This window comes from Candidatus Methylacidithermus pantelleriae (assembly GCF_905250085.1).
GTDB classification, from domain to species: Bacteria; Verrucomicrobiota; Verrucomicrobiia; order Methylacidiphilales; family Methylacidiphilaceae; genus Methylacidithermus; species Methylacidithermus pantelleriae.
On the sequence record NZ_CAJNOB010000011.1, the window covers coordinates 26,034 to 41,373 of the forward strand.

13 protein-coding genes are annotated in these 15,340 nt (G+C 55.7%); 5 read left to right on the forward strand and 8 right to left on the reverse strand.

Features of this window, described 5'->3' with window-relative positions; genetic code table 11:
* The first annotated feature begins 4 nt into the window (after window positions 1-4).
* Window positions 5-955 carry a tetratricopeptide repeat protein gene (locus tag KK925_RS04045; RefSeq protein ID WP_214096280.1) on the forward strand — a complete coding sequence of 317 codons (951 nt, stop codon included), beginning with the start codon at window positions 5-7 and terminating at the stop codon, window positions 953-955.
* Window positions 956-1,046: 91 nt separating this feature from the next.
* On the opposite strand, the gene lpxB is transcribed toward KK925_RS04045, so the two are convergent.
* From lpxB to KK925_RS04060, 3 genes are read right to left on the reverse strand one after another with little or no spacing between them, the layout of a single operon-like run.
* Entirely contained in the window at window positions 1,047-2,264 is a 1,218-nt protein-coding gene (gene lpxB, locus KK925_RS04050) for a lipid-A-disaccharide synthase (protein WP_174583108.1), read from the reverse strand.
* 13 nt (window positions 2,265-2,277) lie between these two features.
* Entirely contained in the window at window positions 2,278-3,228 is a 951-nt protein-coding gene (locus KK925_RS04055; protein ID WP_236027841.1) for a Gfo/Idh/MocA family protein, read from the reverse strand.
* An 18-nt stretch (window positions 3,229-3,246) separates the two neighbouring features.
* Window positions 3,247-4,209: an LpxI family protein gene (locus KK925_RS04060; protein ID WP_236027842.1), complete on the reverse strand. Its 963-nt coding sequence runs from the start codon at window positions 4,207-4,209 to the stop codon at window positions 3,247-3,249.
* A 36-nt stretch (window positions 4,210-4,245) separates the two neighbouring features.
* Between KK925_RS04060 and nusA the strand changes: the two genes are divergently transcribed.
* The 3 genes from nusA to rbfA all read left to right on the forward strand — a co-directional run bounded on the left by nusA (window position 4,246) and on the right by rbfA (window position 7,942).
* Window positions 4,246-5,505: a transcription termination factor NusA gene (nusA, locus tag KK925_RS04065; RefSeq protein WP_174583109.1), complete on the forward strand. Its 1,260-nt coding sequence runs from the start codon at window positions 4,246-4,248 to the stop codon at window positions 5,503-5,505.
* A gap of 45 nt (window positions 5,506-5,550) precedes the next feature.
* Window positions 5,551-7,485, forward strand: coding sequence for a translation initiation factor IF-2 (gene infB / locus KK925_RS04070; RefSeq protein ID WP_174583119.1), 1,935 nt, complete (start codon window positions 5,551-5,553; stop codon window positions 7,483-7,485).
* A 64-nt stretch (window positions 7,486-7,549) separates the two neighbouring features.
* Window positions 7,550-7,942, forward strand: a complete 393-nt coding sequence (gene rbfA, locus KK925_RS04075; RefSeq protein ID WP_174583110.1) for a 30S ribosome-binding factor RbfA — start codon at window positions 7,550-7,552, stop codon at window positions 7,940-7,942.
* Window positions 7,943-8,012: 70 nt separating this feature from the next.
* Here the strand turns inward: rbfA and galE are convergent, their stop codons facing one another.
* The 3 genes from galE to coaE form a co-directional block, all read right to left on the reverse strand.
* The gene (gene galE, locus KK925_RS04080; RefSeq protein ID WP_236027844.1) at window positions 8,013-9,038 is read right to left on the reverse strand and encodes a UDP-glucose 4-epimerase GalE; all 1,026 of its coding nucleotides are present in this window, start codon (window positions 9,036-9,038) and stop codon (window positions 8,013-8,015) included.
* Window positions 9,039-9,173: 135 nt separating this feature from the next.
* Window positions 9,174-10,640: a transcription termination factor Rho gene (gene rho, locus KK925_RS04085; protein WP_407929037.1), complete on the reverse strand. Its 1,467-nt coding sequence runs from the start codon at window positions 10,638-10,640 to the stop codon at window positions 9,174-9,176.
* Window positions 10,641-10,804: 164 nt separating this feature from the next.
* Complete coding sequence (gene coaE, locus KK925_RS04090) at window positions 10,805-11,449, reverse strand: dephospho-CoA kinase (protein WP_174583111.1); 645 nt, start codon at window positions 11,447-11,449, stop codon at window positions 10,805-10,807.
* A gap of 124 nt (window positions 11,450-11,573) precedes the next feature.
* On the opposite strand from coaE, the gene hpnC reads away from it, so the two are divergent.
* Window positions 11,574-12,482 (forward strand): squalene synthase HpnC, encoded by a 909-nt coding sequence (gene hpnC, locus KK925_RS04095; protein WP_174583112.1) that lies wholly within the window; start codon window positions 11,574-11,576, stop codon window positions 12,480-12,482.
* 117 nt (window positions 12,483-12,599) lie between these two features.
* Here hpnC and KK925_RS04100 read toward each other — a convergent pair whose 3' ends face one another.
* Together KK925_RS04100 and KK925_RS11250 are read right to left on the reverse strand one after the other, a co-directional pair.
* On the reverse strand, window positions 12,600-12,965 hold the full coding sequence (locus KK925_RS04100) for a hypothetical protein (protein WP_174583113.1): 366 nt from the start codon (window positions 12,963-12,965) through the stop codon (window positions 12,600-12,602).
* A gap of 663 nt (window positions 12,966-13,628) precedes the next feature.
* A complete protein-coding gene (locus KK925_RS11250; RefSeq protein WP_268905628.1) occupies window positions 13,629-13,763 on the reverse strand; it encodes a hypothetical protein in 135 nt (44 codons plus the stop codon).
* Window positions 13,764-15,340: the final 1,577 nt, after the last annotated feature.

A 15,340-nucleotide genomic window follows, 5' to 3' on the forward strand; every position in this document is an offset into this window, starting at 1 on the left:
CCCGGTGCCTCGTCACACCCTTGTCCGAAGCTTCCCCATTCTGATCATCGCAGTGGGTTTGCTTGTGTTTTGTCTCCAACTGGGTGCCCTGTACTCCGTTTTTTGGTTCCGAAGCCGGGTGTTGATCGATACCCATGCCCCACCCTCACAAGAACTTCCACAAAATGTCTCCCTCGCTGCCCGCAGCTTGCCAAGACCGATCCCCGACTCCTCTCCTGGGGCGCCGTCCCACCCGCAAGTCCCGGGTAGCGTTACTCCCAAACCGCCGCCGGAGCTAGAGCAGAGGATCCGAGCCCTCAACGAAGAAGCTTTACGGTTTGAGGCGCAGGGAGAATTTGGGCTTGCACGCAAAGCCCTTTTGGAAGCCGAAAAGCTTAACCCCAACGATCCCCCAACCCTTGTCAACCTGGCGCGCCTCGCCGAAGCAGAGAACCGCCAGGACGTGGCCGATCCTTACTGGAAACGCCTGGTGGAACTGGGGCCTTCTGCGGGAGATCCTTACTGGCTGGCCAAGCACCGGATTTCCCAAAGGCTTGCTCAATCGAACCGAACCCAGGGTCCCTTGTTTTTGGTAGGAACCGTGCAACGCTCCGTTTTTGAAAAAAATGCCCTGCGAGAGCGTTTTGCCCTCTATCTTCCCATCCGGCTTGCTCGCCAGGGTCATCCCATTGATCCCGGAAGGCTCGCTCTGAAACTTTACTTCTACGATCAATTGCCGGATGGGAGAATTGTCCCGACCAAAGCAAAACTCCTCGTCCGGTTTGAAAATCCGCGGCCTACCTGGACCCAAGGGGGCGTCGAAGTTCTCTCGGCAATCTATGAGGCGGATCGCTCCCAGCGGGGAGAGGGTCAATTTTACGGCTACGTCTTTCGGATTTACTACGAGGGAGTGCTCCAAGACGAATGGGCCGAACCCGCCCAGCTCCGCTTTCAAGTACCCTACACAACCCACTAGCGCCCGCCTTGGGCAAAAGAGCCCTTTTCCTCTAGGCCCGGACCCAATGCCCCACCGCTTTTTTGGGGCTCCTTCAAAGCCCGGCATTTTTTTACGACCCGAGCCCTTCCTGGCTAACTGGCTTCTGGGATCCCTTCTGAGAGCAGACGAGCAAGCCCAAGCTCCTCCGATCCCTACTCTGCACCAGTTCCCATAACCACTGCGCCGCCCGGCGACTGGCTCCGGGGGGGCCCAATTTTCGCCCCACTTCCCGCATCCCTTGCTTCATCCGTTCCTGAAGAGTAGGATTGGCAAGAAGCTCGAGAGTCGCCTGGACAAGGACCTCCGCCGTGGCTTGATTCTGAAGGAACTCTGGTACGATCCGCTCACCTGCAACCAGGTTTACCATGCTCACATATGGCACGCGCACGAGTAGCTTTCCAATAAAATAGGTAAGCGGATGAACTTGATAAAAAACAAGCTGAGGAACCGTGGCCAGCGCACATTCCAGAGACGCACTGCCAGAAGCCACCAAGGCCAGATCACAAGCCCCAAGGAAGCGAAAAAGCTCTCCTGTTTCTCGGTAGAGGACCAATCGTGAAGCTTTCCAGCGTTCCAGGATTTTTTCACCCGCCCGCTGGCGGTGCTTATCCGGAGCAACCCACACAAACTCTACTCTTTGGAGCTTCTGGCTGAGTTCAGTAGCCACTTGGAGGAGCAGGGGAAGGTGCCGGCCGATTTCTCCAACCCGGCTACCGGGTAAGAGAGCAATCCTGAGGGGACCCCCCGGTCGCACAATCTTTTGAAGGTGCTGGTAGCGATCCACAAAGGGATGGCCCACCCAGACAACGGGAAGGCGAGGAGAGTGTTTCTGGAACCATGTCGCCTCGAAGGGAAAAATCACTAACACTAGATCTACCGTCCTCTCCAGGATCCGGGCTCGGCCCGCTCGCCACGCCCACAACTGGGGTGAAATGTAGTAGGCGATCCTTGCTTCCGGCATAAGACGCCGCAAAGCCTGGGCAAACCTCAAGTTAAAACCAGGATAATCCACCAAAACAAAAAGGTCCGGCCTATGGCGGATCGCCTCCTTTACAAGCTTGTGAAACATGCGGCGCAACACCGGATAGTAGCGCACGACCTCCCAAAGGCCGACCACAGCACACCCTGCTAGGTCGGCCACCTGATCCTGACCTGCTTCCCGCATGCGAGGGCCTCCGGCGCCCAGGAATGTGATTGTGGGGCACAGTCCGCGCAGAGCTTCCATGAGAGAAGCTGCGTGTGTGTCTCCGCTCGGCTCCCCAGCAACGAGAAAGACTTTGGGGCCCACGACTCCGTCCTTTCTAGGAAGAAACGGGGGAACTTCGCTGGATTTCCTCGGTGATTTCAATCGCCAGCCGGAGAGACCCCAGCGCTTCCTTCGCACCAACTACGGGAGAACCCCGTTGCCGGACGCACCGCAAAAACGAACGCAATTCCAAGCGCAAGGGCTCTTCTTTGGATACAGGAATGGGCTCCCGAACGATCCGGTTTTGTTCCTTCCGGTAAAGGTCCCCCGATTGCTCCTCATAGTTTAAGGAAAGATAGGCATCCTTTTGGAAAACACGGATCTTCCGCATCCGTTCCCGGCTTACCCGACTGGTTGTGAGATTGGCAATGCACCCATTGGCAAAGCGCAAGCGCACATTGGCGATATCCTCTGTCGGGCTGAGAATGGGGACGCCGACCGCCTCCATACGGGCTACAGGATGAGGGACCAGTTGCAAAATGATGTCCAGATCATGGATCATCAGGTCCAAGACAACCCCGATCTCCGTGTTTCGCCCCGGATAGGGAGAAAGCCGGTGAGCCTCGATGAACCGGGGTTCCCGGAGAAGCTCGTTCAATACTCCAAAGATGGGATTGAAACGCTCGACATGGCCCACCTGGAGCACGCACCCCTTGCGTTGTGCGGTTTCTAGGAGCTTCCGGGCGTGGGAAAGACTCTCAGAAATGGGTTTTTCCACCAAAACATGCCGTCCCTGTTCTAAGAGAAAGAGCGCTACGGGGAAATGGGCTGCTGTTGGGGTGGCCACACTAACCGCTTCCGTTTCGGCCGCCAGCTCCTCGAGCGAATCGAACGAACGAGCACCCAAACCTTGGCTTACCTCCCGGCTACGCTCTGGGTCGATGTCATACACGCCAACCAGCTCGGCCACAGGTTCGGAAGCATAGATCCGGGCGTGATGCCGGCCAATATGACCCACCCCTACAACCCCAACCCGCACGGGTTCCATGGCAAAACCGTTGGCCAAGATGGTTTCCCTTGCTCCTTACGACCTCTTGTCCCTCATCCCATAAAGCGTAATCCGGTACTTTTCGGCAAGTTCATAGACTTTGAGTGAACGAAGAAGTAAAGTCGATCCAGCTTCGCAGACAATTCCTTTAATCCCACTCTGGACTGCAATCTGGATCGTCTTTTCCCCAAGGACCGGAACATCAAATCGAACATCCTGGTTGGGCTTGGATACTTTTACCAGGATCGGGCGCTTTTTCCCCAAGGCCCCTCCCCGCCGAAGGGTTTCATCGGTTCCTTCCCACGCTTCCACGGCCAAAACAACACCATCTTCCACCACAATCGACTGACCAATATCCAGCCGCGCCACCTCTTTTGCCAGCCGGAAACCGAGTTCCGCGTCACGGAGAAATCGGCGGGAGGGGGCCGGTCCGGCCATTACGCCTTCTCGCGCCAAAAATTCTTCCAAAAACGTCGTAGCAGGTAAAAGGACGATGCCGGCTTTCTCTAACTCCCTTGCAACGGCTCCAAAAAGGGTGGCCGCATTTCGTTCCTTGATCTGCGACAAAAGCCAAAGGGTTCGAAGGTCCGGACGAAGATCAAAAAGATTCCGAGGTCGGATCGCCCCCGCCATGAGAGCGTAGGAAACGCCCCAGTGGGTCAGCTGGCGGATCAGCCGTCCTAACTGGCCCACCCGGATCCAAGCCCAGCGGTCCACGCACTGTTGAAGATTGGGGTCCGTCTCTCCTACAAATCCCACCGCATAAATACGAGAAACTCCTGCCTTGCGGGCTCCTTCCACCCAAAGGAAGGGATAGAGCCCTTGACCGGCCAAAAGGGCTACCGGGCAGCCGGATCCCGCTGAGAAGCCAGCTGGCTGGAAGTCCGGGCAGGCGTTCCAGTTCCAGGGGGTTACAAGTTGACCCATTCCCATGACAAACGTATAGTTAACAAAGCCCCGCCTCTGGACGAAAAGGTGGAAACTCCCTGGGGTTTCCACTTTTTTCTTTGAAACAGGGAAAAGGTAGGCGCTGCCATGAATCAGGAAATCGTCGCCGTAATGGAATACATGGAAAAGGAAAAAGGGATCAAGCGGGAAGCCTTGATCGAGGCGATGCAGGCAGCCCTTCTGGCCGCCGCTCGAAAAAGCTTCGGTCCGGCACGGGATCTTAGGGTCGAAATTCATCCCAAAACCGGCCGAATCAGCGCCCGAGCGCGACTGGAAGTGGTGGAAAGGGTGATCAATCCCCATGACCAGATCTCCCTTCCGAAAGCCCGAGAGATCAAGCCCGACGCTCAGGTGGGGGAGATTCTTGACGTCGAGGTAACGCCCAAGGATTTTGGCAGGATTGCGGCCCAAGTATTTAAACAGACGATCAATCAGGCCATTAAGGGTATCGAGCGCAAGATGATCCTTGCGGAGTACAAGGACCGGGTAGGGGATGTGGTTACCGGAACCGTACGGCGGTTTGAACGTTCTGACGTAGTGATTGATCTAGGAAAATTTGAAGCCATCATGCCGGCTCGGGAGCGCGTGCCCACGGAAGAGTACAGTCCAGGGGAACGGATCCGTGCCTACGTTTTGGCGGTGGAAGAAGGACCTCATGGCCCTCAAATCATCCTTTCACGCAGCCATCCGGATTTCGTTCGACGACTGCTCGAACTAGAGGTCAGCGAGGTGGCCGACAAAACAGTGGAAATCAAGGCCCTAGCGCGAGAACCGGGTTACCGGACGAAAATTGCGGTCTGGTCCTCCAAGCCCAAGGTCGATCCGGTCGGAGCCTGCGTCGGGGTCCGGGGGGCACGAGTCAAGAATATTGTCCGGGAATTGAACAACGAAAAGATTGATATCTTCCGCTGGTCGCCCAACATAGAGGAACTAGCCATCGAGGCTCTGAAGCCTGCTCGGCTTAAAAAAATCGAGCTCTTTCCCGAAGAGCGCCGGTTACGGGTGACGGTGGACGAGGAAAATTATTCCCTGGCGCTCGGGAGGAAAGGGAAAAATGCCTGGCTTGCCACCAAAATCGTCGGGTGGCAGATCGATATTGTCCGGCAGCAAACCGCGGAAGAAAGTTTTGCAGCGCAATTGGCCCGAGCTGCTGAGGAGCTGGCTCAAGCCCTCAACATCGAGCCAGGGATCGCAGAAGTTTTGGTAAGAGCGGGTTTTGTCAGCCCTGAGGCCATTGCCGAAGCCGACGAAGAGGACCTGGCGGCGGCAGTCCCCTCCTTGGATCCCGCGTTGATCCAGAAAATTCGAGGGGCCGTGGTCCGAAAAGCGGAGCTTTCAAACTCGTAACCTTTCGCAGTGAAAGGAAACCAGAGGCCTTTGGGTAAATCGGTTATGGGTACCCTTGGTGAATCGGTGAAAACTCAGCCGCTTTCTAGCCCCGTGACCGGGAAGGGAAAAAAGGAAAATGCCTCAGTTTCTGCTGCGCGCCCGGAGGAAAAACCCTCCTCGGGAAACGAACCCCTATTCCCGCAACCCCAACGGGAAGCATCCCCGGCCAAAACGTTCGTGCTCAAAGGCCCCCTGCCGGTCAAGGAATTTGCGGCCCAGCTGGGTTTGAAACCCTTCCAGCTCATCCACCACCTCATGGAGCTCAACATTTTTGCGACCCTGACCCAGGTGTTGGACGAGGAAGCGATCCGGAAAGTTTGTGCCAAGCTCGGATATACGATCGTAACCGAAAAACGAGAGCGGCACCCCTCACCTATCCCCAAGGAGACCAAGCCCACGATCCAACCTCCCGCGGCGCCTTCGCAAGACGTGCGCCCCCGGCCGCCCGTGGTCACTTTCATGGGTCATGTAGACCACGGGAAGACTTCTCTCTTGGACGCCATCCGATCCAGTCGAGTAGCTCAGGGGGAAGTCGGGGGCATCACCCAGCATATCGGTGCCTACACGGTCCAACGCCAGGGTCGCACCATCACGTTTATTGACACCCCAGGACACGAAGCTTTTACGGCGATGCGGGCTCGGGGAGCCCAGGTAACAGATATCGTGGTGCTGGTGGTAGCGGCCGATGATGGGGTAATGCCCCAGACGGTCGAAGCCATTCATCACGCAAAGGCTGCTAAAGTTCCTATTCTGGTGGCGATTAACAAAATCGACCTCCCCACGGCTAACCCGCTACGCGTCAAAACCCAGCTTCAAGAGTATGGGCTGGTTCCCGAGGAGTTCGGAGGGGACACCATTGTTTGCGAGGTCTCGGCGCTGAAAAAGAAAGGGATTGAGGATCTTTTGGATCTTATCCTTTTGCAGGCGGAGGTCATGGAGCTTCGGGCCAATGTCAAAGGCCCAGCAAAGGCTCGAGTGATTGAATCCCAGATGGAGACTGGGCGAGGCCCAACAGCAACGGTCATTGTCCAATCGGGGTGTCTTCGAGTCGGGGATGTGGCCCTTTGCGGGCATCACTGGGGACGCGTGCGGGCGCTGATTGACGACATGGGAAGGCAGGTAAAGGAAGTGTACCCCGGGTATCCGGTTCGGATCGTAGGGCTTGACGGACTCCCGCAGCCCGGCGAGGAGCTCCTCACCGACAAGGACGAACGCAAGATCCGAGAAATGGCCGAAGCGAGGTTAGAGGAACTCAAGCGGACCAAGGCCGAGTCCCCTCCCAAAATCACCCTGGAGAACCTCTTTGCGGCGATTGCAGAAGACCAAAAGAAAACCCTTTCCTTGGTACTCAAAGCCGACACCCAGGGTTCGTTGGAAGCCTTGAGCGAGCAGCTACGGAAATTGCCCCAAGACAAAGTCCAATTGGAAATCGTGCACGCAGGCGTTGGCCCGGTGAGCGAATCGGATATTCTTTTGGCCAAGGCATCCCAGGGAATCGTCATCGGATTTCACACAAGAACGGACGGTGCCGCAGTAGCCGCGGCCAAACGGGAAGGCGTTCAGATCAAGCTCTTTGGCATCATTTACGAACTGGTGGATCAAGTGCGGGAAGCGATGCAAGGGCTTCTCGAGCCGGAACTCCGGGAAACCATCCTGGGTGTGGCTGTCGTGAAAAAGGTGTTTGCTTTGAGCAAATATACGGTAGCTGGATGTTTTGTGGAAAGCGGGCGGCTTGTCCACAACGCTCGGGCTCGGGTTTTGCGCAAACGTCAGCCCGTTTATGACGGAACGATTCTGACGCTCAAACGCTTCCAGGACGAGGTCGCAGAGGTACGGGCCGGAATGGAATGCGGGTTGCGATTGAGCGATTTTAACCAATTCGAAGAAGGCGATCGCATCGAGTGTTACCAGTTGGAAAAGGTTCCCCAAAGCCTGTAAATTGCCTCAGGTAAGAGCTGGTTCCCTCAGCATCAGGGGCAAGGAGAAAAGGAGGTGGGTGACCATGACTCATATCCCCCGAACGGTCCGGGTCAGCGAGGTGATTCGAAGGGAACTCTGTGGCCTTTTTCAAAGGGAGACCGAGCTTGAGGGGGTAATGATCACCATTTCGGAAGTGACCACAAGTTCCGACCTTAAGGAGGCGTCGGTTTTTATTAGTCTTTGGGAAAACGAGGAAAGCTCTGGCCGAGTTCTAGACGTCCTTAACGAGCATCGGAAAGAGTGGCAAACGGCGATCGGGAGGAAGCTGGGAGCGAAGTTTACACCCCGGTTGACCTTCCGGCTGGATGATTCCCTTGCCCGAGGCGATCGGGTGCTCCGCATCCTCCAGGAGCTTCAATCCCAACATCTTTTACCCGAAGAACGCTCTCTTCCAGAGGAAACAGAGGGCCTCTGACCATCTCTCCTCCGGGGTAGCTTCTCACATGGGAAGGATCCGGATCAACTCCGGCAGCGTGAAGCCTTGATCAAAGAGTTTGCTCTTTCTTCACCCCCTCTCCTTGGTATCCGGCAGGATGAGCCTTGTGCCATTGCCAAGCCGTATCAATGATCTCTTCGAGCCGGGTAAAGGCGGGTTTCCAGCCCAGTTCTCGCGCGATCCGTCCCGAACTGGCCACAAGCCTCGGGGGATCCCCAGCTCGCTTAGGACGAAATGCCAAAGGAATGGGATGGCCGGTTACTCTTCGAGCGGCTTCAATCACTTGAAGGACCGAATAGCCGCTTCCCGTACCCAAGTTGTAGCAACGGCTCTTGTCGCACTGTAGGGCGAAACGATGGGCCTCGGCCAAATCCAGCACATGCACATAATCCCGAATGCAGGTTCCATCCAGCGTTGGGTGATCCTTTCCATACACCTCCACGCAGTTGCGAAGACCCAGAGCCACCTGAAGAACCCGAGGAATCAAGTGGGTTTCGTTACGGTGATCCTCACCAAAACGCGCGGAAGCTCCGGCCGCATTGAAGTACCGCAACGAGACGTAGCATAACCCGTAGACCTTTTCATACCACTGTAAAATTTGTTCGAACATGAGTTTGGAGGCACCGTAAGGGTTAACCGGGTTGGGGGGAACTCGCTCATCGATAGGGATTCTTTCCGGCAGCCCATACACCGCGCACGTGGAGGAGTAGATCATCTTGGACACACCGGCCTGGCACATCGCCTCCAGTAAAGAAAGACCCGCTGAGACATTGCCAGTAAAATAGCTTCCCGGGTCCCGCATCGATTCCTCAACGAGAGCTTTTGCCGCCAGATGGACAACAGCATCCGGTTGGAACCCAGTCAAAACGTCTCGGACAAACTCCACGTCGAGGAGATTTCCTTGGAAAAATGACGCTCTCGGATCGACGGCTTCTCGATGACCCTCGGAAAGATCATCGACCACACCAACCTCCATCCCGTGGTCGAGGAGCACTTCCACACAGACGCTCCCAATATACCCAGCACCCCCCGTGACAAGAACTTTCACGCTACCGAGAGGATCTAGGCGCACCACCCGCCAAGCGTCAAGCTCAAGCGAGCGATCTTTTGCCCTGCCGAAAAGAAGGGCTCGTGCGAGGAAACGTTACCTCCTCGACACATGCACTCCCGGAGCCCCACGCAACTCTGGAAACATCCCGGTTGCTCTTGCTTATTCCTTCAGGTTGAGGGAAAGCAAAAACTCTACATTATTCCGGGTCTTCTTTAGTTTCTCCAGCAAAAGCTCCATGGCTTCCACCGGGGGAACCGAGGTCAGGGCTCGCCGTAGCATATGAATCCTGGGAAGCTCATCCGGATGGTAGAGAAGCTCTTCCTTTCGGGTCCCAGACTTGGGGATATTAATCGCGGGATAGATTCTCCGATCCACAAGGGCCCGATCCAGGTGGATCTCCATATTGCCCGTTCCCTTAAACTCCTCGAAAATGACCTCATCCATCTTCGAACCCGTGTCGATAAGGGCCGTCGCCAGGATGGTAACACTACCTCCCTCCTCCAGGTTCCGAGCAGTCGCGAAAAAGCGCCTGGGTTTGTGGAGCGCGTTGGCATCGACCCCGCCCGTGAGGATTTTGCCACTATGAGGCTGGAGCGTGTTGTAGGCACGAGCCAGCCGGGTGAGAGAATCCAACAGGATGACCACATCCACCCTGGTTTCGGCCAGCCGCTTGGCTCGCTCAATCACCATTTCAGCCACTTGCACATGGCGTTCTGGAGTTTCGTCGAATGTTGAGCTGATGACCTCCGCCCTAACCGACCGTTCCATGTCGGTAACCTCCTCCGGACGCTCGTCGATCAGGAGCACAATGAGATAAGCATCCGGATGGTTTTCAGCGATCGCATTGGCAATCTTTTGAAGAAGGACTGTTTTCCCGGTCCGTGGCGGCGCTACGATAAGTCCGCGCTGCCCAAATCCAATCGGCGCTACAAGATCCACCACCCGCATGGAAAGATCTCCAGACTTGCCTTCAAGAAAGATGCGCCGATTGGGGAATAGAGGGGTGAGATTATCAAAGAAGATCCGGCCGCGAACTTTTTCCGGATCATCCCCCTCGACTTTGTCCACCTGCAACAGCGAAAAATAGCGCTCTTTGTCCTTCGGAGGACGAATCGGACCAGAAACTAAATTGCCCTTCTTAAGCCCATAGCGACGAATGAGAGAAGGAGAGACGTAGATATCCTCCGGGCAGGGAAAATAATTATAATGTGGCGACCGCAGAAACCCGTACCCCTCCTGAAGAATCTCTAAGACCCCCTCTCCCCAAATGGCCCCATTGCGCTGAGCATGCCGCCGGAGAATTTCAAAAATCAGCTCGTGTTTCCGAAGAAGCCCTGGGTTTTCAATCTGATACTCCGCGGCTTTCTTTTGTAGCTCGCCAAACGAAAGTCTTTGCAACGCCCCCAGATCAAGAGCTGGTCCCCCGCTAACCTCCACAGCCCCCGCCGGAGAATTGCCGTCGTTAGCTGCAAGCGCTCCCTTCTGGGCTTCCGACAGGCCTCCAGCATTGGCCCCAAGGGAGCCACCCATCCCCTGCACCCCTGTTTCAGGGCTAGGGGAAAGAGCCCCCTCTTTGCTCAGCTCACGCCCAGAACCAACCTCGAGTTCTCCTTGACCCTCCTGCATAGAACTGCCTTTCCTCTGTGCTTTCATAAAAGCTTTTCGGGCCTAAGCCATCCACACGAACCCCCTAACGGATAAAAACCTCTCCCCAGTTGCACGGAAAACGCCCACCATGGAAAAACCCGCTTCTTCCCCCATCGAGAAAGAGAAAATCGCGAAACACTCTCCTACGAGAGAAAATCCAGCTGCCGTTCCAAGCAAACCATCGTTCCCTCATTCCAGATCACCCGGTCGCTTCTGGCGATCTTTTCTTCCAAAGGAAACTGGGAGGCTAAGCGAGCCTCCACCTCCCAACTTTCCCACCCCCGCGCGAGCAACCGCTTGCGCTGGGTAGAAGAACTACAAGCCACACAGATCACCTCGTCAAATTCCCCTTCCAAGCCAAGCTCAAAAAGCAGGGGGACCTCTACCGCCAAATTCCTTTCAGGGAATTGCCTTTCGAACTGCTCCTTCTCCCGAAGCCAGCACCTGCGAATCGCCGGGTGAGTAATGGAGTTAAGTTTCTGAAGAAGTTCGGGCCTAGCAAAGACTACCTTCGCCAAGCTCCTCCGGTCAATCTCTCCAGTAGCAGTTAATACCTTCTCCCCAAATTCGTCAACGACCTTTTGCCAGTTTTCCGCCCCGGGCCGAAGAAGTTCATGGGCAATCCGATCACAATCAATGCGTCCCCAGCCTCGAGCGGACAAGCAAGCTGCCACCGTCGTTTTTCCGCAGGCAATCCCCCCGGTAAGCCCAAAATACCTCCTGGCTTGTTCGGAAGACCGCATAAGGAAACACAACGCAATGGCTCGCCATGGAGCTTGAAGCCCCATCTCCCGGCGATGGGTTTCCCTCCCTTACCCGCCTCCGTTGGGAAATTGTATGGCAAAACCCTCTCCGCTGGCAACCCTTGCGCATTGCCAGATCGACAGAGTTTCTTAGAATGAAGGGCGCACTATGGATCTGGCAGTTGCGTACCGACAATGCACCGTCTTGGCCCGGAAACATTACGAGAATTTCCCCGTCGGACGCTTCGTCCGCAAGGAATTTGCTCCCCACATCCACGCCATCTATGCCTTTGCTCGCCTGGCCGACGATCTTGCAGACGAAGGGTACGACCTACCCTATGATTTTGGCGACGGTCAACTCCGGCAGCTAACCTCAAACGAAAGGCTCCGTCGCTTGGACCAGTGGGAGGAGGCCCTTTTTTATCCTGAAGCATTTCCCGACCATCCCGTCGTTGTTGCCCTTACCCACACGATCGCTCAGTGCAAGCTCCCTTTGGGCCTTTTCCTCGATTTGCTGAGCGCCTTCCGCCAGGACGTCCAGAAACGACGTTATGAAAACTTTGCCGAGGTCTTGGATTACTGCCGCAGAAGCGCCAACCCAATTGGCCGCCTTGTCCTTTTGGTTCACGGCATTCGGGATGTTCCGCTTCTGGAAGAGTCCGATGCCATTTGTACTGCTCTTCAACTCACGAACTTCTGGCAAGACTTGGCCATCGATATTCGCAAAGATCGAATCTATCTCCCTCGCCAGGAGATGGAGGAGTTTGACGTTGCCGAGAGCGAACTTCGTGCGGGAGTTGCTACCCCAGGTCTACGGAAGTTGCTTGCTCTCCAGGTGGAACGAACGATCCTTCTCTTTGCCCGGGGAGAACCATTGCCCCAAGCACTTCCTTGGCCACTTTCCTTGGAGATCCGTCTTACCTGCCTGGGCGGCCGGAAGATTTTGGAAAAGATTGTGGATCAACAATTTGACACCCTCTCGCGGCGCCCCCGACTTTCTTCCAGAGATCTTGCCGGACTTTTGACCCACGCTCTTTTCGATGGCATGTCCCGTTTCCGTAGCCCATCTTTTCCCTGAATGCCTGGCGTCAGGCTCCCACTAAGATGATTCTACCTCCCGGTATAGCCTGGAGCTTGAATCGATAAACCGAGGGACCCTTTTGGGATCCGAGGACGCACTTGCCCTTTTGCCGGGCTAGACCCTTTGTTGGCCCCTTTCGGCATCCCCTCCATCAGCCCGGCATTCCTCGGTAGACAGGATCCATTGAGCCAGCGTCCCTAAGCCTGCGTACAGAACCCCCGGTTGGGGAGGGAGCCTACGGCGACTGGCCCCATATGCGCACACAGCAATTCGTAATCCCGGCCAGCGTTTCGCCTCCTCCACGAGGATCTCTCCGGCTCGTACCCCCTCATCCAGACAGTAAACAAACACCCGATGACCGTCGCCAAGCGTCTTTCGAAGCTGCTCCAAAAAGGAGGTAAAGTCTCGTTGGAAAGGCGAGAGCGTAAGAACCCAACAGATTCTTTTGGTCGAGCTTCTGGCCGAGGAATCTTGAGGCAACTCTCTCACAGCCGAACTAACATAATCGCTGCCAGCCGATCTTCGAAACTCTTGGAGAGGGTCTCTGAAAAGCGAGAGAGCTTACTGCCATTCGTTTGCCAAAAAGGAAAAAGAACTCAAAGGAAGCCCGCTTCCTTAAGCAAACCCAGCGCAGCGGCGCCGGGCATCCTGGAGGGAATACAACCACTCCCCCATTGAGCTTTTGAGACGACGAGCCAAGCATTGGATCCAACACACCCCATCGGCAGAACGCAACGAACCGCCTTTCTTTCGATCAGCTTTTCCCAATCCGGCACCAACAGAGCCAGCGTGCGGCAACGGGCAACGGACGCTTTTCCACTCCTTGAGCACTTTCCGCCGCCTCTAGGCAAGGCTCAAGACATCGAACCATTGCTTGAAAGCCCCCGAGGCCAAAAGAGCTATCCCCTCACCGCTGCTTCAGCCCGCTCAGACGGCAATAGGAAAAGGAATCGGAAAGTAGCTGCCACTTCAGAGATGTCTCCCAGAACGGCTGGGTGCATGGGTAGGTCTGTGGGATTCAACAGCAGGCTTTGAGGCATGAGAAACGCTGTTCGCGCAAGAGAACTCGCCTTGGCTCAACGTTACCATCACCTGACCCCATTCTACCGGAAAAGGTGGCGGGCAACTCCCGCGGGACCGCTCCTACTCCTCGCCAACATTCCTAAAATCCGCTAGCTCACCGCAAATCGAATAGCTTCCTTTTTCCCTGGTGACTTGCCCTGTCGGGTGTCGAACCGTAAAGCGTTGCCGCATCGAGTACCATGGGGTTGGGTCCATCGTGGATGTTTCTTCCCTTGATGCAGCCGTCCACCACTGGCTTCCTGCACGCCCATATCTTTTGCGCGACTTGGAATGGCAGCCCGGCCGTTTTGGCGCTACTGGATAATAAGCCAAGCGCCTGACCTTCCATTGTGAGATGAGCATCTCTTCCACCCGGGTCTTATCTCCCTTCCTCTTTTGACTGAAGGCCAGTCTACCGTGTTCCTTACTCCTGGTCCATATCCCGGAACTGCCTTCCCTTGAACTGCCACACCACCTCTTCCGCACCTTCAGGCGGTCAAACCTCAAAGGCCCACTCCCAAAAAAGGCATTTCGCGTGGGAAACCAGCCGGCATAGTTTGTGCTTTACAAGTTCCGGCAATGGAAAAAATCGTCGGTCATCCCTGATGGTAATGACCAGGTTCGGCGAGCGAGCACAAAAATGCGTAGAAGCGGCTTCTTCGGAAAGAAACCTTAAACAGGTGAGAGTCCCAATTGGCATCCCTATCGTCCCCCCGCGTCGTCACGAGATCAACGTCTTGTCCCTGGCGGCCCTGTTCGGTCGCCGACGGAAACGGAACTTCGACGGTATCCAGAAGACCCAAGGCGGTCCTTCCCTAGTTCCACCTTGGATCGCCACCTGGTCCCCAGGAAAGGCCTCTTCGGCGTCCGTTTTTCCAGTGCGAAGATTTTCTTTGCGAACGTTCCCACGCGCCTGTGGAAAAGAACCCTCGCCACACCAAGCCCCCGGCCCCATAGTCCAGCTCAGCAAAACCCCAATACTCCAATCCCCAGTGGCGCAACTGAAAGGACGCAAGGAGGCAGTTCAGACTGCAGAGGGCAATGGCAGCGTTTTCCATCGCGATACCAAAAAAAGGGCATATCCAAGCCGAAAGAAAGATCGCTGGCGGCAGGAGGTAGAGCGTTCTTCTTACGCTAGGACTGGCCCAGAAGTTCTCTACGGAGTGTGGATTCATGGATTTTCGGTGGTGAAAGATGCGACTTTTGCCCGCTATGAGTGTAGGTTGCCACAAAACATATCTCATGTACAAGCCCACTGCCGCTTTTTTTTCTCCTGGGTGCGCGTGTCGGTCGAAAGTCTCCTGCCATGGAACGAAGGCCCTGGGTGAACCCTTGGATTTTCCTACCTGAGCTAGGATGCGGTCAAAAGCGGGTTTTTCTTTGGAGGTTTGCTTCTCTGCCCGGTCGAAGGCCTTTGTCACAGAAGGTCCGTGCACCGCTCGGGACCGCCCAGGCGGTTTGGAAGCTAGACCGCATGTGGACCTTCTTTTTTCCGTGGAGAAAAGCATGAATCGACCCAATGGTCCCTCCCTGCTTTGTCCCTCGTTAAAAGGGCAAGAATCTTTTGATTCCGGGATCTTACATTGCGCTCTACGGAATCGGCGCTAAGGTTCACCCAACCTTTTCCTATGAATCCTTCGCATTTCCTTTCCACACACGGTGCAGATCTTCTGAAAAAAAAAGAAAGACCCTGTCACTCGAAATACCCTCCGACGAGGCACAGACGCCCGATGCAGCCTACCCATCCTCCTGGATGAAACAAGACGGAGGCCCCGAACCCGACGAGCGAAGGG

What these genes read in the sequence shown, in the direction of transcription:
- rbfA (WP_174583110.1), top strand. Translation starts at nt 7,550, where the DNA reads ATGACTCATATCCCCCGAACGGTCCGGGTCAGCGAGGTGATTCGAAGG.
- infB (WP_174583119.1), top strand. Translation starts at nt 5,551, where the DNA reads ATGGGTACCCTTGGTGAATCGGTGAAAACTCAGCCGCTTTCTAGCCCC.
- rho (WP_407929037.1), bottom strand. Translation starts at nt 10,640, where the DNA reads ATGCAGGAGGGTCAAGGAGAACTCGAGGTTGGTTCTGGGCGTGAGCTG.
- nusA (WP_174583109.1), top strand. Translation starts at nt 4,246, where the DNA reads ATGAATCAGGAAATCGTCGCCGTAATGGAATACATGGAAAAGGAAAAA.
- KK925_RS11250 (WP_268905628.1), bottom strand. Translation starts at nt 13,763, where the DNA reads ATGGACCCAACCCCATGGTACTCGATGCGGCAACGCTTTACGGTTCGA.
- hpnC (WP_174583112.1), top strand. Translation starts at nt 11,574, where the DNA reads ATGGATCTGGCAGTTGCGTACCGACAATGCACCGTCTTGGCCCGGAAA.
- coaE (WP_174583111.1), bottom strand. Translation starts at nt 11,449, where the DNA reads ATGGGGCTTCAAGCTCCATGGCGAGCCATTGCGTTGTGTTTCCTTATG.